General features: G+C 68.6%; 17 protein-coding genes. 2 read left to right on the top strand and 15 right to left on the bottom strand.

The window, feature by feature from the left end; translation table 11 throughout:
- Window positions 1-84: 84 nt before the first annotated feature.
- From ACZ7SW_RS32835 to ACZ7SW_RS32775, 13 genes are all read right to left on the bottom strand, one after another.
- Complete coding sequence (locus ACZ7SW_RS32835) at window positions 85-573, bottom strand: hypothetical protein (RefSeq protein WP_470234239.1); 489 nt, start codon at window positions 571-573, stop codon at window positions 85-87.
- Window positions 570-1094, bottom strand: coding sequence for a hypothetical protein (locus tag ACZ7SW_RS32830; protein WP_470234238.1), 525 nt, complete (start codon window positions 1092-1094; stop codon window positions 570-572). Before ACZ7SW_RS32830 ends, ACZ7SW_RS32835 begins: the two co-directional genes overlap by 4 nt.
- Window positions 1094-2335: an MlaD family protein gene (locus tag ACZ7SW_RS32825; protein ID WP_470234237.1), complete on the bottom strand. Its 1242-nt coding sequence runs from the start codon at window positions 2333-2335 to the stop codon at window positions 1094-1096. Before ACZ7SW_RS32825 ends, ACZ7SW_RS32830 begins: the two co-directional genes overlap by 1 nt.
- Window positions 2335-3537, bottom strand: a complete 1203-nt coding sequence (locus tag ACZ7SW_RS32820) for an MCE family protein (protein ID WP_470234236.1) — start codon at window positions 3535-3537, stop codon at window positions 2335-2337. The genes ACZ7SW_RS32825 and ACZ7SW_RS32820 overlap by 1 nt, the downstream gene beginning before the upstream one ends.
- Window positions 3534-4730, bottom strand: a complete 1197-nt coding sequence (locus ACZ7SW_RS32815) for an MCE family protein (protein WP_470234235.1) — start codon at window positions 4728-4730, stop codon at window positions 3534-3536. Before ACZ7SW_RS32815 ends, ACZ7SW_RS32820 begins: the two co-directional genes overlap by 4 nt.
- A 34-nt stretch (window positions 4731-4764) precedes the next feature.
- Window positions 4765-5796 carry an MlaD family protein gene (locus tag ACZ7SW_RS32810; RefSeq protein WP_470234234.1) on the bottom strand — a complete coding sequence of 344 codons (1032 nt, stop codon included), beginning with the start codon at window positions 5794-5796 and terminating at the stop codon, window positions 4765-4767.
- Complete coding sequence (locus ACZ7SW_RS32805) at window positions 5793-6830, bottom strand: MCE family protein (protein WP_470234233.1); 1038 nt, start codon at window positions 6828-6830, stop codon at window positions 5793-5795. Before ACZ7SW_RS32805 ends, ACZ7SW_RS32810 begins: the two co-directional genes overlap by 4 nt.
- Window positions 6827-8182 carry an MCE family protein gene (locus ACZ7SW_RS32800; protein WP_470234232.1) on the bottom strand — a complete coding sequence of 452 codons (1356 nt, stop codon included), beginning with the start codon at window positions 8180-8182 and terminating at the stop codon, window positions 6827-6829. Before ACZ7SW_RS32800 ends, ACZ7SW_RS32805 begins: the two co-directional genes overlap by 4 nt.
- A complete protein-coding gene (locus ACZ7SW_RS32795; protein WP_009075203.1) occupies window positions 8179-9039 on the bottom strand; it encodes an MlaE family ABC transporter permease in 861 nt (286 codons plus the stop codon). Before ACZ7SW_RS32795 ends, ACZ7SW_RS32800 begins: the two co-directional genes overlap by 4 nt.
- A 1-nt stretch (window position 9040) precedes the next feature.
- On the bottom strand, window positions 9041-9832 hold the full coding sequence (locus tag ACZ7SW_RS32790; RefSeq protein ID WP_344267887.1) for an MlaE family ABC transporter permease: 792 nt from the start codon (window positions 9830-9832) through the stop codon (window positions 9041-9043).
- Window positions 9833-9956: 124 nt separating this feature from the next.
- Window positions 9957-10721: a glucose 1-dehydrogenase gene (locus ACZ7SW_RS32785; RefSeq protein WP_470234231.1), complete on the bottom strand. Its 765-nt coding sequence runs from the start codon at window positions 10719-10721 to the stop codon at window positions 9957-9959.
- A 13-nt stretch (window positions 10722-10734) separates the two neighbouring features.
- Window positions 10735-11616: a 3-oxoacyl-ACP reductase gene (locus ACZ7SW_RS32780; protein WP_470234230.1), complete on the bottom strand. Its 882-nt coding sequence runs from the start codon at window positions 11614-11616 to the stop codon at window positions 10735-10737.
- Between the two features lie 124 nt (window positions 11617-11740).
- Complete coding sequence (locus ACZ7SW_RS32775; protein WP_470234229.1) at window positions 11741-11926, bottom strand: ferredoxin; 186 nt, start codon at window positions 11924-11926, stop codon at window positions 11741-11743.
- 103 nt (window positions 11927-12029) lie between these two features.
- Here ACZ7SW_RS32775 and ACZ7SW_RS32770 point away from each other — a divergent pair, with 103 nt between their 5' ends.
- Entirely contained in the window at window positions 12030-13193 is a 1164-nt protein-coding gene (locus tag ACZ7SW_RS32770; protein ID WP_470234228.1) for an acyl-CoA dehydrogenase family protein, read from the top strand.
- 10 nt (window positions 13194-13203) lie between these two features.
- Complete coding sequence (locus ACZ7SW_RS32765) at window positions 13204-14232, top strand: acyl-CoA dehydrogenase family protein (RefSeq protein ID WP_470234227.1); 1029 nt, start codon at window positions 13204-13206, stop codon at window positions 14230-14232.
- On the opposite strand, the gene ACZ7SW_RS32760 is transcribed toward ACZ7SW_RS32765, so the two are convergent.
- On the bottom strand, window positions 14216-17050 hold the full coding sequence (locus ACZ7SW_RS32760) for a bifunctional acetate--CoA ligase family protein/GNAT family N-acetyltransferase (RefSeq protein WP_470234226.1): 2835 nt from the start codon (window positions 17048-17050) through the stop codon (window positions 14216-14218). The two genes, ACZ7SW_RS32765 and ACZ7SW_RS32760, sit on opposite strands and share 17 nt — an antisense overlap.
- A 374-nt stretch (window positions 17051-17424) precedes the next feature.
- Window positions 17425-18597 (bottom strand): acetoin utilization protein AcuC, encoded by a 1173-nt coding sequence (locus ACZ7SW_RS32755; RefSeq protein WP_470234225.1) that lies wholly within the window; start codon window positions 18595-18597, stop codon window positions 17425-17427.
- Window positions 18598-18745 lie beyond the last annotated feature (148 nt).

The following is an 18745-nucleotide window of genomic DNA, read 5'->3' as shown; positions in this document are numbered from 1 at the left end:
AGCGAACGGACACCGACCGCACGAACCGTCGTCGTCCGGACGAGCTTCTCGCTCGTCGCACGCAGGCGAGCCGCGACCGGACGGCTACAGCGGATCCAACGCCGTGATCTTCCACTGCCCATCGGTGCGATGCGCGGTCACCGACAGTTGGCCGACCGACGACTGAGGCGCGCCACCACCCGGCAGGATCGTTTGCTGGTCAAGGAAAAGCAACAGACTCGCGTCATCACCGTGCAACGAACGGACACCGATCGCGCGAACCGTCGTCGTCCGGACGAGCTTCTCATTCGTCGCGCGTTGGCGAGCCGCGGCGAATTGGCTTTGGTACTGGCTCATCGCTGAGCCGGTGAGGACGTCGGCCGCAGCGCGGGCGGTTCGGTCCAGGTTCGCGTAGTCGTACGAAAAGACAGCTTTGACCGCGGCGCTGACCTGGTCGGTGACCTGAGCCGTCGCGACGGGGTCGACCATCGCCTCGTCGTCTTCGGGTTGCAGCAGCGACGCTTGCACTCCGAACCACACCGCGCACGCCAGCGCGACCGCGGTCACGCCAGCGGCGATCGTCCGCCGGTTCACGAGCCCACCGCCTGGATGCCGCCGATCTTCCACACGTCGCCGTCTCGCGCGAAGTCCACGGCCAGCCGGGCCTGTTTCGCCGAAGGCGCGCCATCGCCGGTGCTCACGCGGACGTTCAAGACCGCGATCAGCCTTGCCGTGCCTGCCGAAGGGTTCAGGTCAGTGACGGCGGCCTGCACCAAGGAAGCGGTCGAAACGGTCTTGGTGCGTTTGGCGCGGTCGATCTGCATCTGCCGGTCACCGGACAGGTCCTTGCCGTATTGTCCGGTTGTCACGTCGATCCAGCGGCCCACGTCGACCGCGCTGGTGCGGTAGTCGATCGTGTTGAGCGTGACCAGATCCGTGCTCGCGGCGGCCAGCACGGCGTCCCGGGCGCGGCCGCGGGCCAGGCTGTCGTCCTGCGCCGCGCTCCACCACGACCAGCCGAACCACGCGGCGGCCAGCACCGCGACCACGGCCAGTGCGGTCAGCACCCGTGCAGTCAGGAAGGGCGGCTCGGAAACCTCAGCCGAGTCAGCCATCACGAACCGCCCAGCAACGCCCCGAGCCCGCCCTTCAGCGGCGCGGTCAGCTGCCCCAGCAGACCCGGCAGCAGCTGCTGCGAACCCTGGTCCGAAGGCGCGGAAGCCTTGGGCGCAGCCGGAATCGCGGGCGGCTTCCCCGCGTACGGCGCGTTCTGCGCGCCCCGCACCTCAGTCGGGCTGCCTGGCGGCTCCGCGCAGTAAGCGTTCATGTTGACCGGTGCTTCGCTCGTGTCGTTGGCCGGACGCTGTTTCGTGCCCTCATACCCCTTCGTGCACGAATGCGGGTCGAAGAAGTTGAACACCACGCCCAGATGCCCGGTGCCGTCCGGCGAGGTCGTCGGCGAGAACGCCGAGATCACCGGGTACGCCACCAAAAGCTCCTCGAGCGCGTCCTTGCGCATCGAGGTGACCTGCGCGGTGGTGAGCGAGTTTGCGAACAGCACCCCGAGGTCGGTCCCGGACGTCGCGAGCACGTCGCTGATCTGCCGGCTCAGCTGCGGAGCCTCGTCGATCACCTTGCGGATAGCCGGGTCCGAGGATTTCAGCTGACCGGCGATCGTCTTCAACCCGGACGCGAACGCCGTGATGTTCTGCGCCTGCCGTTCCTGCGTGGCGAAGACCGTGCGCGAATTCGCCAGCAACCCCTGGGTGTCCGGCACGTACTGGGCGGCCGTCGCGGTGAGCGAACTGGTGCTGTCCAAAAGTTTCTGCAGTTCCGGTCCGGAGCCGGCGAACGCGTCGTACGTCTCGTCCACCACGGTCTTCAACGACTCCGGATGGACGCTCGCGACCAGGCCGTCGAGATGCGTCAGCACGGAATCCGGCGTCGCCGGAAGCGAGGTGCGGTCCTGCGTGATCACCGCGCCGTCTTCCAGGTACGGCCCGGATTCGCGGTCCGGCAGCAGGTCCACGAACTGCTCCCCCACCGCCGACCGGTTCACGACCTGCGCGTGCAGCGCGGACGGGATGTCCGGGCCGCCGGAGTCGATGTCGAGGCGGACGTCGATGCCCTGCGGGGTGAGCGTCATGGCGCCGACCCGGCCGACCGTCACGCCGCGGTAGGCGACCTCGGAGTTGACGAAAACCCCGCCGGAGTCGGCGAGCTTGAGCGTCACGTGATAGCCGCGGTTGCCGAAAATCCGGTCGAGACCGGCGTAATGCCCGCCCGCGTACGCCACCGAGACGATCGCGATCGCGAAGAACACCAGCAGCTGGATCCGGACCTTGCGCGTGTTCATCAGCCGCCTCCCACCAGACCGCCGAGCAACCCGCCCAGCACCCCGCCGTAACCCGGTTTCGCCCCGCCCGTGGCCGGCGTGTTGGGCAGCGGCAACGGCAGCTGCGGCGTCCCCTGCCCGGCGGCCGGAGGAGCGCCGCCGGGCGGCTGGGACGTCGACGGCGTCGGCAGCTGGAACGGCGGCTGCGACGAGTTCGTGAAGTTCTGCACCAGTTTGTCGAGATCGAGGTTGATCCGCGCGTCCACGTTCGCGTAGTCGCCCTTGATCACGTTGCCCGCGTAGTCCGGGAACGGATAGGTGAGCAGGATCCGCAGCGCGTTCGGCAGGTCCTTGCCCGCCGCGCTGAGCTGGCGCAGCGTCGGCTCCAGCGCCTTGAGGTTCGCGATGAGCTGGTCCCGGCTGCGGTTCACCGTGTCCACCGCGACGCAGGACAGCTTGTTCAGCGAGTTCAGCATCGCCACCAGCTGGTCGCGCTGGTCGGCGACGATCTTCAGGCCTGGCGCGAGTTTGTCCAGCGCCGTGGCGAGGTTCTGCTTCTGCCCGACGAGCGTGGTCGACAGCTTGTCCAGTCCGTCGATCGCGCGCAGGATCTCGCCCTTGTGCCCGTCCAGCTGGGTGGCCAGTTCGTCCACTCGGGACAGCAGCGCGCGCATCTGCGGTTCGTTGCCCGACAGCGCGTCGTTGAGTTCGTGGCTGATGTTCTGCAGCTGGTCGACGCCGCCGCCGTTGAGCAGCAACGACAACGCGCCCAGCACTTCCTCGATCTCCGGGTTGCGGTTCGTCCGCCCGAGCGGGATCTGCGCCCCGTCGGCGAGCTTGCCCGCGGGTTTCTCCGCGGTCGGCGCGCTCAGCTGCACGAACTTCTCGCCGAGCAGACTGGACTGGCGCAGTTCGGCACGCGCGTTGGCGGGCAGCTGGACGTCGCCGTTCACCGTCATCGACACGAGCGCGGACCGGGTGTCCGGGGTGAGCGCGATCCGGTCGATCCGGCCGACCGCGACGTCGTTCACCTTCACGTTCGCCTGCGGCACCAGGTCCAGCACATCGGTGAACAGCGCGGTGACGTGGTACGGGTGGTCGCCGACGTCCGGGCCGCCGGGCAGCGGCGTCGAGTACAGCCCGTTGAACCCGCCGTCGCTGCACCCGGCGAGCACCAGCACCCCGGCGAGCACGCCCGCCAGCCGTTTGCGGAGGCGTTTCACTTGCCACCCCCGGGTTTCTGCGTCAGCACGTCCGACAGCGGCAGCGGCAACGGCGGCAACTGGCCGTTCTGCAAGGAGTTCAGCGCCTGCGGGATGGACGGCAGCTTGAGTGTGCCGTCGAGCACCGGCGCGAGCTTCTTGCAGATATTGCCGAGCGTGTCCGGAAGCGGCTTCGGCGTGCCCGCGCTGATCAGCCGGCAGACGGTGAGGATCGGCGGGTTGGTGATCTCGTTCAGGTTGTCGCGCACCGCGATCGTGCCGGACGCCGCGTCGTAGGTGTTGATGAAGTTCGTCGCTCCGGTCGGCGCGATGTCGAGCACCTCGGCGAGCGAAGCCCGCTGGTCCACCAGCACCTTGGTGAGCGACGCCAGTTTGGCCACATTGGACGAAAGCCCGTTTTTGTTGTCCGCCACGAACTGTTTCACGTCTTGCAGCGACGTGGACAGCGAATCGAGCGCGGCCCCGACGTCGTGCGAATCGTCGGCGAGGAACCCGCTGACGTCCGCGAGCCGCTGGTAGAACTCGTTCAGCTGACTGTCGCTTTGGGACAGTGCGGAGGTGAACGAGTTCAGGTTCTTCACCGTGGAGAACAGGTCGTCCTTCGAATCGTCGAGCGTGCCGGCCAGGTCGGCGAGCCTGCTGACGGTCGAGTTCAGGTCCTTGCCGTTGCCCTTGAGGTTGGCCGCGGCGGTGTCCAGCAGGTCGGAGAACGCGCCGTTCTTGTTGGCCCCGTTGGGCCCGAGCGCGGTGGACAGCTTGTCGAGGCTCGCGTAGAGATCGTCCAGTTCGACCGGCGTCGCGGTTTTGTCGCGCGCCAGCACGGTTCCGCTCGCGAGCGTCGGACCGCTGTCGTACGACGGCGTCAGCTGCACATACCGATCGCTGACCAGGCTCGGCGAAACCACCACTGCGCCAACGTCTTTCGGGATCAGCACGTCGTCGTTGACCGTCATGTCCACGCGCACCGCTTGGCCCTCCGGCGTCACCGCGGTGACCTCGCCGACCGCGACGCCCAGCACTCGCACGGACGAACCGGCGTACAGGCCGACGGTCTTCCCGAAGTACGCCGAGATCTTCGTCCCGCCGGTGTCGCGCAGCGCGAAGTAAATGCCCGCCGTGAGCAGAAGCGCTGCCACGCAAGCGAATCCAAGCCAGGTGACGAGGCTCCGCCCCGCCTTGGTCTCGACAGTCATGACGCCTCCGCAGGAGAAAGTACGTCGGCGGTAGTCATCGTCCACCCACCCCCTGATCAGGCGCGGAGATCGGCGGCGTACAGCCCTCCGGGTTGATCGACAGTCCGCCCACGGTGATCGTCGGCGGCAGCAACCCGCACAGGTACCCCTCGAACCAGCGCCCGTTGCCGGTCGCGTTCGCGCCGACCCGGGCGAACGGGGCCATCAGCTGCAGGCTCCGGTCGAGGTTGCCCTGGTTGCGCTGCAACACGTCGGTGACCTTCCCGAGCGCGGCGAGCGTCGGCCCGATCTGCGTGCGGTTGTCCGCGACCAGCCCGGACAGCTGCGCCGAAATCTGCTGCGTGCCCTTGAGCAGCGTGCTGATCTGCTCTCGGCGCTGCTGCAGTTCGGTCAGCAGCAGATTGCCGTCGCTGATCACCTGCTGCAGCTGGGCGTTCCGGTCGGACAGCGTCTTCGAGATCTTGCTCGTGTTGGACAGCAGCGCGTGCAGGTCGGCGTCGCGCGAGGACACCGTCTTCGACAACGCCGACAGCCCGGACAGCGTGTCCTTCAAATACTGCGGACTGTCCTTAAGGGAATCCGACAGCGCGGTGAAGCTCTGCGCCAGCTGTTTCGTGTCGATGTCGCCGACCGTGGTGGACAGCTGGTTGAACGCGTCCTGCAGCTGGAACGGCGTCCGCGTGCGCTGCACCGGGATCGTGTCGCCGGGCGTCTGCGTGCCGCCGCCCTTCGTGTCCAGCGCGAGGTACTTCTCCCCCAGCAGCGTCTTGATCTCGATCGACGCCGTGGTCGCGTCGCCGACCCGGACGCCCTTCACGCGGAACTTCACGAGCACCTGTTTGTGGCCCAGTTCCACCGAGGTCACCTGCCCGACCTTGACGCCGGCCACCTGCACCTCGTTGTCCGGCGCGAGCCCGGCGGACTCGGCGAACGCCGCGGTGTAGGTGGTGCCGCTGCCGAACATCGGGATGCTGTCGGAAAAGTACGTCACCGCGGTGATCAGCACGATGAGCACGAGCGTCACCGCGCCGACGCTGGCCTGGTTCCGGTCCTTGAGTCGTTTCACGGGCCACACCTCGGCGCGCGTTCGGTACCGGGGACCGGCACGATCGGCAGCGTCACGTCCAGCGAGGAAATGCCGATGGTGCCTTCGATCCCGCACAGGTAGTAGTTGAACCAGCTGCCGTAGCTCAGGGTCCGGGTGAACTTCTCCAGGTTCCCCGGCAGCACCTGCAGCAGGTGCTCGATGAGCGGCTGCGAGTCGTTGAGGTTGTTCGACAGCTTCCCGAGCTGGACCACGTCCTGCTGCACGACGGGCCGGGCGTCGGCGAGCAGGCCCGCCGTCGCGTTGGTCAGGTCGCCGAGCGCGCCCACCGCGTCGCCGATCGGTTTGCGCTGCTCGGCAAGGCCGCTCACCAGCCGCTGCGTCTGGTCGACGAGGTCGCCGAGCTGCGGGCCGCGCGCGTTGACCGTGCCGAGCACCTGGTTGAGGTTGTCGATGACCTGCCCGATCACCTTGTCCTTGCCCGCGATCGCCGACGTGATCGACGCGGTGTGCGACAGCAGGCTGGTGATCGTGCCGCCCTCGCCCTGGAACACCTGCACGATCTCGGCGGAAAGCTGGTTGACCTCCTTCGGGTCCAGCGCCTTGAACAGCGGCTTGAACCCGTTGAACAGCACGGTCAGATTCAGTGCGGGTTTGGTCCGCTCCGGCGGGATGGTGTCGCCGGGAGACAGCGGGTCGCCGCCGCCGACGTCGGTGCCGAGCGAGAGGTAGCGCTGGCCGACGAGGTTGCGGTACTTGATCGTCGCGGTGGCGAGCGAGGGCAGCTTGTACGCCGATTCGACGAGGAACCGCACCTCGGCGTAGTTCCGCTCGCCCTGGTCGACCCCGATCGTCTCGACCTGGCCGACCTTCACGCCGGAGATCCGCACGTCGTCGCCGGCCTGCAGGCCGGACGCGTCGGTGAACTTCGCGACGTAGGACGCGGTGTTCCCGAAGTTCGTGTTCGCGATCGTGGTGGCGAGCACCCCGGTGAGCAGCACGGTGACCACGGCGAAGATGCCGATCTTGATCAGCGCGGGAACGAACGACCTCATTTCAGCTCCACCTCCGCCCCGCGGTACAGCGGCCCGACCAGCAGCCCCGACCAGCCCGGAACGTTGTCCGGCGTGGTGTTCAGCGTCGGCGAGACGAGCAGGTCGAGCAGCTTCTGCTCGTCGGCCGACCCGACGATGCTCGGCGCGCCGCCGGTCGAGCCGGACCCGCCGGGCAGCGGGCCGTTGGTGATGTCGCCGGGCAGCGTGCCGTCCGGACTGTGCGGCGGAGCGGGTTTGCTCGCCCCGTCCTTCACCGCGCCGTCGGGCGGGTACTGCGGCCAGTGCCCGGGTTTCGGCACCTGCGGATAGCAGCGCGGGCCGCGTTTGTCGTCGTACTTCGGCTCGTCGACGCCGGGCAGGTACTTGCCGCGGCTCGCCGAGAACTCGATCGTCACGCGGCTGACCTCCGGATGCGCGGTGCCCTTGCCGAACGCCAGCTCCGCGTTCGGCACCGTCCCGGCCAGCTGCTTGAACAGGCACGGGTATTCCGGCGCGTACTTCGCGAGCACGTCGAGCGTGGGCTGCACGGCGGTGGTGAGGCGGATGATGTTGTCCTTGTTGACTTCCAGGAAGCGCGTCAGGTCGGTCGCGGTGCCGGTGACCGAGGAGTACAGGTCGGTAAGGCCGCGCTGTTTCTCCACAATGGTCTGCGTCGTCGTGGTGAGATCCGCGAGCGCCTGCAGCGCGTCCGGCGCGGCCTTGTCGTAGATGCCGGAAACGTTGGCCAGCCCGGTGATGTCGGCCTTCAGATCAGGCAGCGACGGGTTCAGCTTGCCGAGGTAATCCGACAGCTGGGTGAGCGTCTCGCCGAGCTTCTTGCCGCGTCCGTCGAGCGCGGTGGACACGGCGTTGAGCGTGCTGGAAAGCTTTTCCGGCTGCACCGCCTGCAGCAGCGGCATGACGTGGTTGAGGACCTGCTCCAGCTCGATCGCGGTGCTGCTGCGGTCCTGCGGGATGACGTCGCCCGCTTTGATCGGCCGCTGCGCCCGCTCGGGCAGCTGAAGCGCGACATACCGTTCGCCGAACAGCGTTTTCGGCAGCAGCCGCGCCGAAACGTTCGACGGGATCACGTCGGTCTTGTCCGGCTGCAGCGCCAGTTCCAGCTCCGCGTGGTCGCCGACCGGCCGCACGTCGCGGATCTCGCCGACGAGCATGCCCCGCACCTTCACGTCGCCGCCGACGCGCAGCTGGCTGCCGACGTGGTCGGTCTCCAGCTTCACCGTCGTGACCGGCGTGAACACCTTGCGGTACGCGGCGATCGTGGTGGTGAAGAACAACGCCGCCACGACGAGGAAGATCAGCCCCAGCAGCTGGTACTGGAGCCGTTTGCGCAACTCTCGACGGGTACTCATCCGGATATCCGCACTGTCGTGTTCGCGCCCCAGATCGCGAGGCTCAGGAAGAAGTCCAGCACCGAGATCAGCACGATCGACGTCCGCACCGCGCGGCCCACCGCGATGCCCACCCCGGCCGGTCCGCCGGAGGCGGTATAGCCGTAATAGCAATGGGAAAGGATCACCAGCACGCTGAACACGATCACCTTGGCGAACGACCACAGCACGTCCTCCGGCGGGAGGAACAGCGTGAAGTAATGGTCGTACGTGCCCGCGGACTGGCCGTAGAGCCAGATGGTGATCTGCCGCGACGCGAGATACGAGGACAGCAAGCCCACCGCGTACAGCGGAATCACCGCGGTCACGCCGGCGAGCACGCGCGTGGTGACGAGGTACGGCATGCTCGGCACGGCCATCACTTCGAGCGCGTCGATCTCTTCGGAGATCCGCATCGCGCCGAGCTGAGCGGTGAAACCGCAGCCGACGGTGGCCGACAACGCGAGCCCGGCCGACAGCGGAGCGACCTCGCGGGTGTTGAAGTAGGCCGAAATGAACCCGGTGAGCGCCGCGGTGCCGAGCTGGTTCAGCGCCGAATAGCCTTGCAGGCCCACGATCAGACCGGTGAACAGCGTCATGCCGATCATCACGCCGAGCGTCCCGCCGATCACCGCGAGACCGCCGGTGCCGAAGCAGACTTCGGTGAGCAGCCGCGTGGTTTCCCGGCCGTAGCGCCGGATCGTGCGCGGCGACCAGGCGAGCGCCCGGCCGTAGAACGACAGCTGTTTCCCGAGTCCTTCGAGACTCGCGCCGGGGCGCGCGATGATCTCCAGCGTCCGGTCGGACGCGCGCGTCTGCTCGATCGGTTCGGCCGTCATGTCACAACGCCTTCGGGGGCACGACTTTGAGGTACACGGCGGTCAGCACGACGTTGATCAGGAACAGCAGCAGGAAGGTGATCACCACCGCCTGGTTCACCGCGTCGCCGACGCCCTTCGGCCCGCCAGCCGGGTTCAGCCCGCGGAACGCGGCGACCACGCCCGCGACGAAGCCGTACAGGAACGCCTTGATCTCGCTGATCCAGAGGTCCGGCACCTGCGCGAGCGCGTTGAAGCTGGCCAGGTACGCGCCCGGCGTGCCGCCTTGCAGGACCACGTTGAAGAAGTAGCCGCCGAGCACGCCGACCACGCTGACCAGGCCGTTGAGCAGCACCGACACCACGATCGCGGCGAGCACCCTCGGCACCACGATGCGCTGGATCGGGTTGACGCCGAGCACTTCCATCGCGTCGATTTCTTCCCGGATCTTGCGCGCGCCGATGTCCGCGCAGACCGCGCTGCCGCCCGCTCCGGCCACCAGCAGCGCGGTGATCAACGGGCTCGCCTGCTGCACGATGGCGAGCGCGCTGGCCGCGCCGGTGAAGGACTGCGCGCCGATCTGCGTGGTCAGCGATCCCAGCTGCAGCGCGATGACCGCGCCGAACGGGATCGCGACCAGCGCGGTCGGCAGAATGGTCACGCTCGCGAAGAACCAGCACTGCTGGATCCATTCGCGGAACTGGAACGGACGCTTGAAAATCGCCCGCAGGACCTCCCAGGACAGCGTGGCGAGCCTGCCGACCTGAGTCAGCGCCGCGGTGCCCGGGAGAGTGACCGAGCCGCTTCCGCCCACCGCACCTCCCAGTAGTCACCCCCGAGTCTTGCCCATCCCCGCCCGCCGATTTCGGTTAGCGGTGTTCACTCCCGTCCCTTCGCGCCCCAGCCGTCACCCTAGGCTCACCAGCCGCCGGCGATCCTCACAATTTCAACGCATGTGTGGCGGTGGCCCCGCCGTCGGCGACGAACTCGCTGCCCGTGCAATACGAACTCTCGTCGCTGCCGAGGAACACCAGCAGCGGCGCGATCTCGTCGGCCCGGCCCACCCGGCCGAGCGCGACCTTCTTGCCCACCCAGGACACATCCACGTCCGCGCCCGCGGCGTCGGACACCATTTTCGTGTCGATCATGCCCGGATGCACCGAGTTGACCCGGATCCCGCGCGCGCCCAGCTCCAGCGCGGCGACCTTGGTCATCCCGCGGATCGCGAACTTGGTCGCGGTGTAGGCGACGAGGAACGGCATCCCGGCCAGACCCTCCACAGAGGACACGTTGACGATGGAGCCGCCGCCGGCCCCGGCCATGGGTTCAACGACCGAGCGCATGCCGAGGAACGCGCCGATCTGGTTGATCCGCACGACGCGTTCGTATTCGGCCAGCGGCGTCTTCGCGAGTTCCGAAAAGTACAGCACCCCGGCGTTGTTGACCAGCACCGTCGGCGCGCCGAATTCGGTCACCGTGGCCTCGACCGCGGCCGTCCAGCCGTCCTCGTCGCTCACGTCGAGATGGCAGAACACCGCCGATTCGCCGAGTTCGGCGGCGAGCGCCTTGCCTTCTTCGTCGAGGACGTCGGCGATCACCACCTTGGCGCCCTGCGCGACGAACGCGCGCGCGGCCGCCGCGCCTTGCCCTCGGGCCGCCCCGGTGATGAGGGCGACCTTGCCGGACAACCGGTGCTCAGTCATGCGTCCTCCGGGTTCAGGGCAGCGAAAGCAGGTCGGTCGCGGCGAACATCCGCTCCGGGTCGCGGCCGGCGAAGTGCGCGCCGACGGTTTCGGCGAGTTCGCCGGTGGTCCAGGCGCCGTTCGCGGTGTCGAACCGCTCCTCCACCGACGGCGGCTTCAGCAACGCGACCATGCCGCCGTGCACGACGAAAACCTGGCCGTTGATGGCGTCCGCGTCCGGGGAAGCAAGGAATGCGACAAACGGAGCAACATGCTCTACCGACAACGGATCGAGCCCGTCCGCGGGCGCTTCGCCGAAGACATCCGCGGTCATCGCGGTGCGGGCGCGCGGGCAGATCGTGTTGGCTCGCACGCCGTATTTCGCCAGCCCGCGCGCCGCGGACATGGTGAGCGCCGCGATGCCCGCCTTGGCCGCCGAGTAGTTCGGCTGCCCCGGCGAACCGACCAGGAACGCCTCGGACGCGGTGTTCACCAGCCGGCCGTACACCGGCTGTCCCTCCATTTTGGAGCGATCGCGCCAGTACGCGGCGGCGTTGCGGGACAGCAGGAAATGCCCGCGCAGGTGCACCGCGATGACCTTGTCCCAGTCCTCGTCGGACATCGAGAACAGCATCCGGTCGCGGAGCACGCCCGCGTTGTTCACGACGATGTCGAGGCTGCCGAAGTGGTCCACCGCGGCCGACAGCAGTTCCTTCGCGGTTTCGGCCGCCGAGACGTCCCCGGCCACGGCGAGCGCTTTGCCGCCGTGTTTTTCGATCTCGGCCACGACGTCGGACGCCTCGCCGATGTCGTTGACCACCACGGACGCGCCTTCGCGGGCCAGCGCGAGCGCTTCGGCCCGGCCGAGCCCGGCTCCGGCCCCGGTGACGACAGCGACCTTGCCCTCGAGCGTCATCGAACCGCTCCAGCCCGGTCGTCGTACGTTTTCCGTTCGGACGGTTCCACCCGCGAGCCTCCTCGTCGAAGCCTGCCTGACGAAGCACAGACTAGAATCTGTTCTCGTATTGAGCAAGCCCCGATCAACCGGTCGTGAACAGGGCGTTCTTCGGGCAGTTCGTCACCGCTTGCGAAACACGTTCTACTTCTTCCTCCGGAACCGGCCCGATCACCAGGTTCTCGTCGTCGTCGAGATCGAAGACCTCCGGCGCGAACCCCACGCAGACCGCGTTCGCCTCGCACAGCGCCCGGTCGACACTGACCTCCATGCTTCCTCCCGTCCGCCACTCCTGGTACAACTAGAACAGGTTCTAGCTTACCGCCGGGGCCCGGTACGACACCACAACGAGACCGGCGGGGTGGAGGTGACGGGTGCGGATCGACTATACGAGCGAGCAGCGGAAGCTGGCCGCCGAGCTGCGGGAGTACTTCGCCGAGCTGATGACTCCGGCGCGGCGGGAAAGCCTCGCCGCGCCGGGCGGCGAGTACGGCGACGGCTTGGCGTACAAGGAAATCGTCCGGCAGCTGGGCAAGGACGGCTGGCTCGCGCTCGGCTGGCCGCGCGAGTACGGCGGCCAGGACCGGAGCATGCTCGACCAGCTGATCTTCACCGACGAGGCGGCGGTCGCCGGGGTGCCGGTGCCGTTCCTGACGGTGAACACGATCGGCCCGACGATCATGCGGTTCGGCACGCCGGACCAGAAGGCGTTCTACCTGCCGAAGATCGCCGCGGGCGAGCTGCATTTCGCGATCGGCTACTCCGAACCGGGCGCGGGCACCGACCTCGCCTCGCTGCGCACGCGGGCTACCCGTGACGGCGACGAGTACGTGGTCAACGGGCAGAAGATGTGGACCAGCCTGATCGAGTACGCCGACTACGTGTGGCTGGCCGCGCGCACCGATCCGGAGGCGCGCAAGCACAAGGGCCTGTCGATCCTGATCGTGCCGACCTCCGCGCCGGGCTTTTCCTGGACGAAGGTGCACACCGTCGCCGGCCCCGGCACCAGCGCGACCTACTACGACGACATCCGCGTGCCGGTCACGTCGCGGGTCGCCGAGGAGAACGCGGGCTGGCCGCTGATCACCAACCAGCTCAACCACGAACGCGTCGCGCTGACCTCCGCCGCGCCGGTGCGGAAAGCGCTGGCCGACGTCGTGGAATGGGCCCGAGCGGAGTCGCTGACCGACCGCGAATGGGTCCGCACGCACCTCGCGCGCGTGCACGCGTATGCCGAGTACTTGAAGCTGCGGAACTGGAAGATCGCCTGGGCCGCCGCGGCCAGCGAACTCGGCCCGGCGGAGGCGTCGGCGACCAAGGTGTACGGCACCGAGATGGCGATCGAGGCGTACCGGCTGCTGATGGAGGTGGTCGGCGCGGCCGCCGTGGTGCGCGCCGGCTCCCCCGGCGCGGTGCTCGCCGGGCGGCTGGAACGGCTGCACCGTTCGGCGTTGATCCTCACTTTCGGCGGCGGCACCAACGAGGTGCAGCGCGACATCGTCGCCGCCACCGCCCTCGGCCAGCCCGTGACGCGTTAGGAGTTCTCCGGTGGACTTCTCCCTCACCGAAGCACAAAACGACCTCTCCACCCTCGCCCGGCGCATCCTCGCCGACCAGGTCACCGCGGAATCGCTGGGCCCGCACGGGTCCGGCGGCTTCGACGCTCCACTGTGGACGTTGCTGGCCCGTTCCGGCGTCCTCGACGCCGCCCTGCCCGCGACGGTCGGCGGCGGCGGTTTCGGGTTGCTGGAACAGTGTTCTGTCCTGATCGAGATCGGCCGCGCGGTCGCGCCTGTCCCCTATCTGTCGTCGGTCGTCCAGGCTGGCTCGGTGCTCACCGATCCGTTGCTGGCTGAGCGATGGCTGCTTCCGGTCTCTCGCGGCAAGGCCGTACTCGCTGTCGCCCTGGGCGGCTCCTTCGTCGCTTCAGACGGACGCCTCACCGGTACGCAGACCGCGGTCCCCTTCGCGGCCTTCGCAGACGCCTTACTCGTCGAAGCCAACGACGGCGTGTACATCGTCGAGAAGGACGCGCCTGGGGTCTCTGTCGAAGCGCAGTCCACGACCGACCACGCCGACGCTGCTTTGGTGACGCTGTCGGACACTCCCGGAGTCGCTCTCGGCGACGTCGGCGAACAGCTGCGTCTTCGCGGCACGCTCGGCGCTTGCGCACAACAGTTGGGTGTCTTGGAACGCGCGCTTGAGCTGACAGCTGCGTACACGCGCGAGCGCAAGCAGTTCGACAAGGTGCTGGGCAGCTTCCAAGCCGTCCGACACCGTCTCGCCGACGCGTACATCGACGTCGAAGCCGTACGGCTGACGCTGTGGCAGGCAGCCTGGAAGCTCTCCGAAGGCCTGCCCGCAGCCGCTGACATGGCCACGGCGAAGTTTTGGGCCGCCGAAGCCGGACACCGCGTCGCCCACACCGCAGTACACCTGCACGGCGGCGTCGGCATCGATGTGGAGCACCCCGTGCACCGCTACTTCGCCGCCGCGAAGCGCCTGGAGTTCATCAGCGGCGGCGCGACCGAACAGCTGTTGGGCCTCGGCGAGCTGGTGGTCAGTCCAACGGCGTGATGTGCCGCAGCCGACGCGGTCCGGTATCCGGCCGCGTCGGCGGTGCGCCCACCACCAACCGCGCGTTGGCGACAAACGCCCCGTCCGGCGACGCGAGGATCGGATCCAACGCCAGCGACCGCACTTCGGGGTTGTCCTCCGCGAGCGCCGCGACGCGCAACACCATGTCCTGCAACGCCGCGAGGTCCGCAGGCTCGTCACCGCGATACCCCGTCAGCAACGGCGACGTACGCGGCTCACGGATCAGCGTCGCCGCGTCGACGTCCGTCAACGGCACCGCCCGGTACGCGCGGTCGCCGAGCAGCGTGCTGACCAACCCCGACAGCCCGAACGACACGAGCGTGCCGAACGACGGGTCGTCCTGGAGCCCGATCGCGCAGGACAGCCCCTTCGGTGCCATCTGTTGCACGTACACGTCTTCGTCGCCCGACACCGCACACAGATCGCGGTACGCACCACGTACGGAGTCTTCGGACATAAGGTCAAGCCGTACCCCGGCGAAATCCGGCCGCCCCCGCAACCGCTCGTCCACCGCCTTCAACGTGACGGGGTAGCCAAGCTCAGCCGCCGCGGCCACTGCTTTGTCTTCGCTGGACGCCACCCGGAACGGCACCACATCCACGCCGTAACAACTGAGCAACCGCACCACGTCGTCGTCAGACAGCAGCGTCGAACTGCCGTCCTCCGGCAACAGCTCGCGCACGATCTCCTGCGCCTGTTCGACATGCAGCCCGCCAGGCCGCACCAACGTCCCCTGCGGCCGCTGCCGCCACGCCGCGTACCGCACCACGCGCGCCAACGCGTTCACCGCGCGCTCCGGACTTGAATACGACGGGATCGACCCACGCGTCGGCACTCCGTCGTCGGACAACACCGCCAGCTCGTCCGGCACGCCTTCCGCGGCAAGGAACGTCGAGACGATCGGCTTCGACTGCTTCATCTCCGACACCGCTTCGCGCAACGCTCGCGCGTACGCAGCCCCAGGAATCGCCACCGGCGGCGCGAAGACAGCTATCAACGCGTCCGTCTCCGGCGAATCCAACGCCTCCCGCACCGCCGTAGCGAACTCGTCCGGCCCCGCTTGCGGTCCGATGTCCACCGGATCGAACGCCAGCCGCAGCCCCTCCGCACGCGCGGTGTCGGCGGCCAGCAACCCGATCGCACTGGAGTTCCCGACAATCCCGATCCGCGGCCCCGCCGGCAACGGCTGATGCGCGAACACGAGCGCCGTGTCGAACAACTGCGCCAGCGACTCGACCCGCACGACGCCGGCCTGTTCGAACAACGCCTGCACACTGGCCTCGTCGACCTCCGCCGACGTCGCCGCGAGCTGCGGCCGCACGGCATGCCGCCCGGACTTCACCGCTACGATCGGCTTCGACCGCGCCAGCCTGCGCGCGAGCCGCGCGAACTTGCGCGGATTGCCGAACGACTCCAGGTACAGCAGCACCAGGTCGGTGTCCGGATCGGTTTCCCAATACTGCAGCAAATCGTTGCCGGACACGTCCGCCCGGTTGCCAGCCGACACAAACGTCGACAACCCCAGCCCTCGCGACCCCGCGTCCGCGAGAATCGCCGTCCCGAGCGCCCCCGACTGGCAGAAGAACCCCGTCCGCCCACGCTTCGGCAACCGCGGCGCGAGCGTCGCGTTCAGCCGGACGTCCTTCGCGGTATTCAGCACGCCCAACGCGTTCGGCCCGACCACCCGCATCCCGTGCGCCCGCGCCTCGCCGACCAGCCGCAACTCCGCATGCAACCCCAGCGGCCCGGACTCGGCGAACCCGCCGGACACGATCACCAACGTCTTGACGCCCTTGGCCAAACAAGCGTCCAGGACCGACTCGACGGCCTCCGCCGGCACCGCCACCAACGCGAGATCAACCGGATCCGGAATATCGAGCACGGACGGATAAGCCCGCACCCCCCGAACCGACCGATGCTCCGGATTGACCGGATACACCGCCCCCGCGAAGTCCGCCGCGAGCATGTTGGCGAACGCGACGTGCCCGACCTTGGTGGGATCCGCCGACGCTCCGATCACCGCCACCGTGCCGGGATGGAGGAGATTGTGCACACTCCGCGCCTCCGCGGCCTGTTCCCGGGACCGAGCGACCGCGAGCGACTCCTCCGTGGGGTCGATGTCGAACTCCAGATGCAGCACGCCTTCCTCGATCGCGCGGCTGACCTGGTAGCCCGCGTCGCGGAACACGCGCACCATCGCCGCGTTCTCGCTCAGCACCTCGGCCACGAACCGCCGCAACCCGCATTCCGACGCCGCCGCCGCGAGGTGCTCCAGCAGAATCGACCCGAGCCCGCGCCCCTGATGCTTGTCGTCGACGACGAACGCGACCTCCGCCGAAGGCCCCTGATCGAGCCTCTCGTAGCGCCCCACCGCGACCACGTCGTCCCCCAGCAAAGCGACAAACGCGACCCGGTCGTGATGGTCCACAGTGGAAAACCGAGCAAGATCCCGCGGCGGAATGCGAGGGTAGGCGCCGAAGTACCGGAAGTACCGCGTGCGTTCGGAAAGCCTGCCGTGCAACGCGACGAGCCCATCGGCGTCACTGGGCACGACGGGTCGCAAGTGGACAGTGCCGCCGTCGGAGAGGACCACGTCGGCTTCCCAATCACGGGGGTAGTCGTAGGGATCGCGCTTTCCGCTCTCGGCGGGATGTTCCGCGCCGGGATGCTCCGTGGCAGGGCTTTCTGCGGCAGGGCTTTCCGCCACGGGGTTCTCCGCGGCGGAGCTTTCCGCCACCGGGTTTTCCGCGCCGAGGCTCTCCGCCACGGGGTTTTCCGCGGCGGGCTTCTCCGCCATAGCACCCTCCACTGCGGCTTCGCCAGCCGTCGAATTGGTACCCGGCGCGGCGGAATTCCCCGCGGAATCAGGCTGTTCCGACCCCGCGCGCCCACCCGCAGCCCGGTCTGGAGCAGAAGCCCCGCCGGATGCGCGCGGTCCGCCGCCCCATTCGGGTTGGTCTGGCGAACCGCTCCCTCCGCGCTTGCCGTCGGACGCCGAACCAGCTGCTCCGGCCCTGCCGCCCGCAGAAGCGAGGCCGGGCTCGGCCGCTTTGGATCCGCCCGCTGGGTAACGGGCGTCGTTGCCGCCGGATTCGCCCGTCGTGCGGGCGCCGGGAGCGGGGTCGGGAATGCCGGAGTTGTCGCCGGAATGGCGAGGCTGGTCGGGCATGGTCAGTCCCTCGGATCGTCCGGGTCGAGGCCGTGCAGCGGGAAGATCGCGCGGCGGGTGTCGCGGATCGCGATGTCCACCGGGTCGTCCGCGTCGTCGCCCCACGGTTTGAAGGCGGTGTCCTCGCCGTCGGTCATCGCGGCGGGGAGGTCGGCGGCCGGGGCGGCGCGCTTGACCGTCGAGACCCAGCCGGGCGGCAGCGGCGTTTCCGGCGGGACGTCGCGGTCCAGCACGGTCGCCATCAGGTGCGTCCACGAGCGCGGCACCACGCGGATCAGCTGGTATCCCCCGCCTCCGACGGCCAGCCAGCGGCCGTTCGCGTAGCGTTCGGCCAGGTCGCGCAGTGTGGAGTAGATGGTGCGATGGCCGTCGACCGACAGCGACATGTCCGCCATCGGGTCTTCCTCGTGCGAGTCGACCCCGCACTGCGTGACGAGCAGTTGCGGCTGAAACTCCTGCAGCACAGCCGGAACCACCGCGTCGAACGCCCGCAGCCACCCGGGGTCCCGCGTGTGCGGCGGCAGCGGGATGTTGACCGCCGTACCGGCCGCCTTGCCCTTGCCGAACTCGGCGGAGTAGCCGGTGCCAGGCCAGAGCGTGAACGGATGCTGGTGCAGTGAAACAGTGAGGACGCGCGGATCGTCGTAAAACGCGGCTTGGACGCCGTCGCCGTGATGCACGTCGGTGTCGACGTACGCGATGCGGTCGAAGCCGTGGTCGAGCAGCCACGAGATGGCGATCGCGCAGTCGTTGTAGACGCAGAAACCAGAGGCGTGATCGCGCATCGCGTGGTGCAGGCCGCCCGCGATGTTGACTGCCCGCCGCACCTCGCCGTCGGCGATCTTGCGGGCGGCGAGCAGCGTCGAGCCCACGACCAGCGCGGTCGCGTCGTGCATCCCGGGAAACACGGGGTTGTCGTCGGTTCCGAGCCCGTGCCCGACGTCCCACCCGACATTCGGAGCTTCCCGCACGGCGGCCAAGTACTCGGGCGCGTGCACCCGCAGCAGCTCCTCGTCGCCGGCCGCAGTGGGCACGAGCAGCTCGACCCCGTCGAGCACGCCCAGCTCGGTGGCGAGCCGCACGGTGAGGTCGAGCCGGACGGGGTTGAACGGATGCTGCCCGCCCAGGTCGTACTTCAGCAGCGACGGATCCCAGACAACTGCAGGCGACGACATGTCCCGCACTGTACTTCCCCGCCGCGCCCCGAGCCTGGTTTCGCGACGGGGTGCGGCTCAGCCGCGCCACGTCCCAAGCCGGGTTCGGTGGCAGGGCGCAACTCGACCTCGCCGAGCGCCGAGCCGGATTCCGCAGCGAGGTGCTACT

This window comes from Amycolatopsis sp. NPDC114484, from assembly GCF_055633755.1.
Note: the sequence above shows the minus strand (reverse complement) of the source record. Positions and strands in the feature narration are given on the sequence as shown.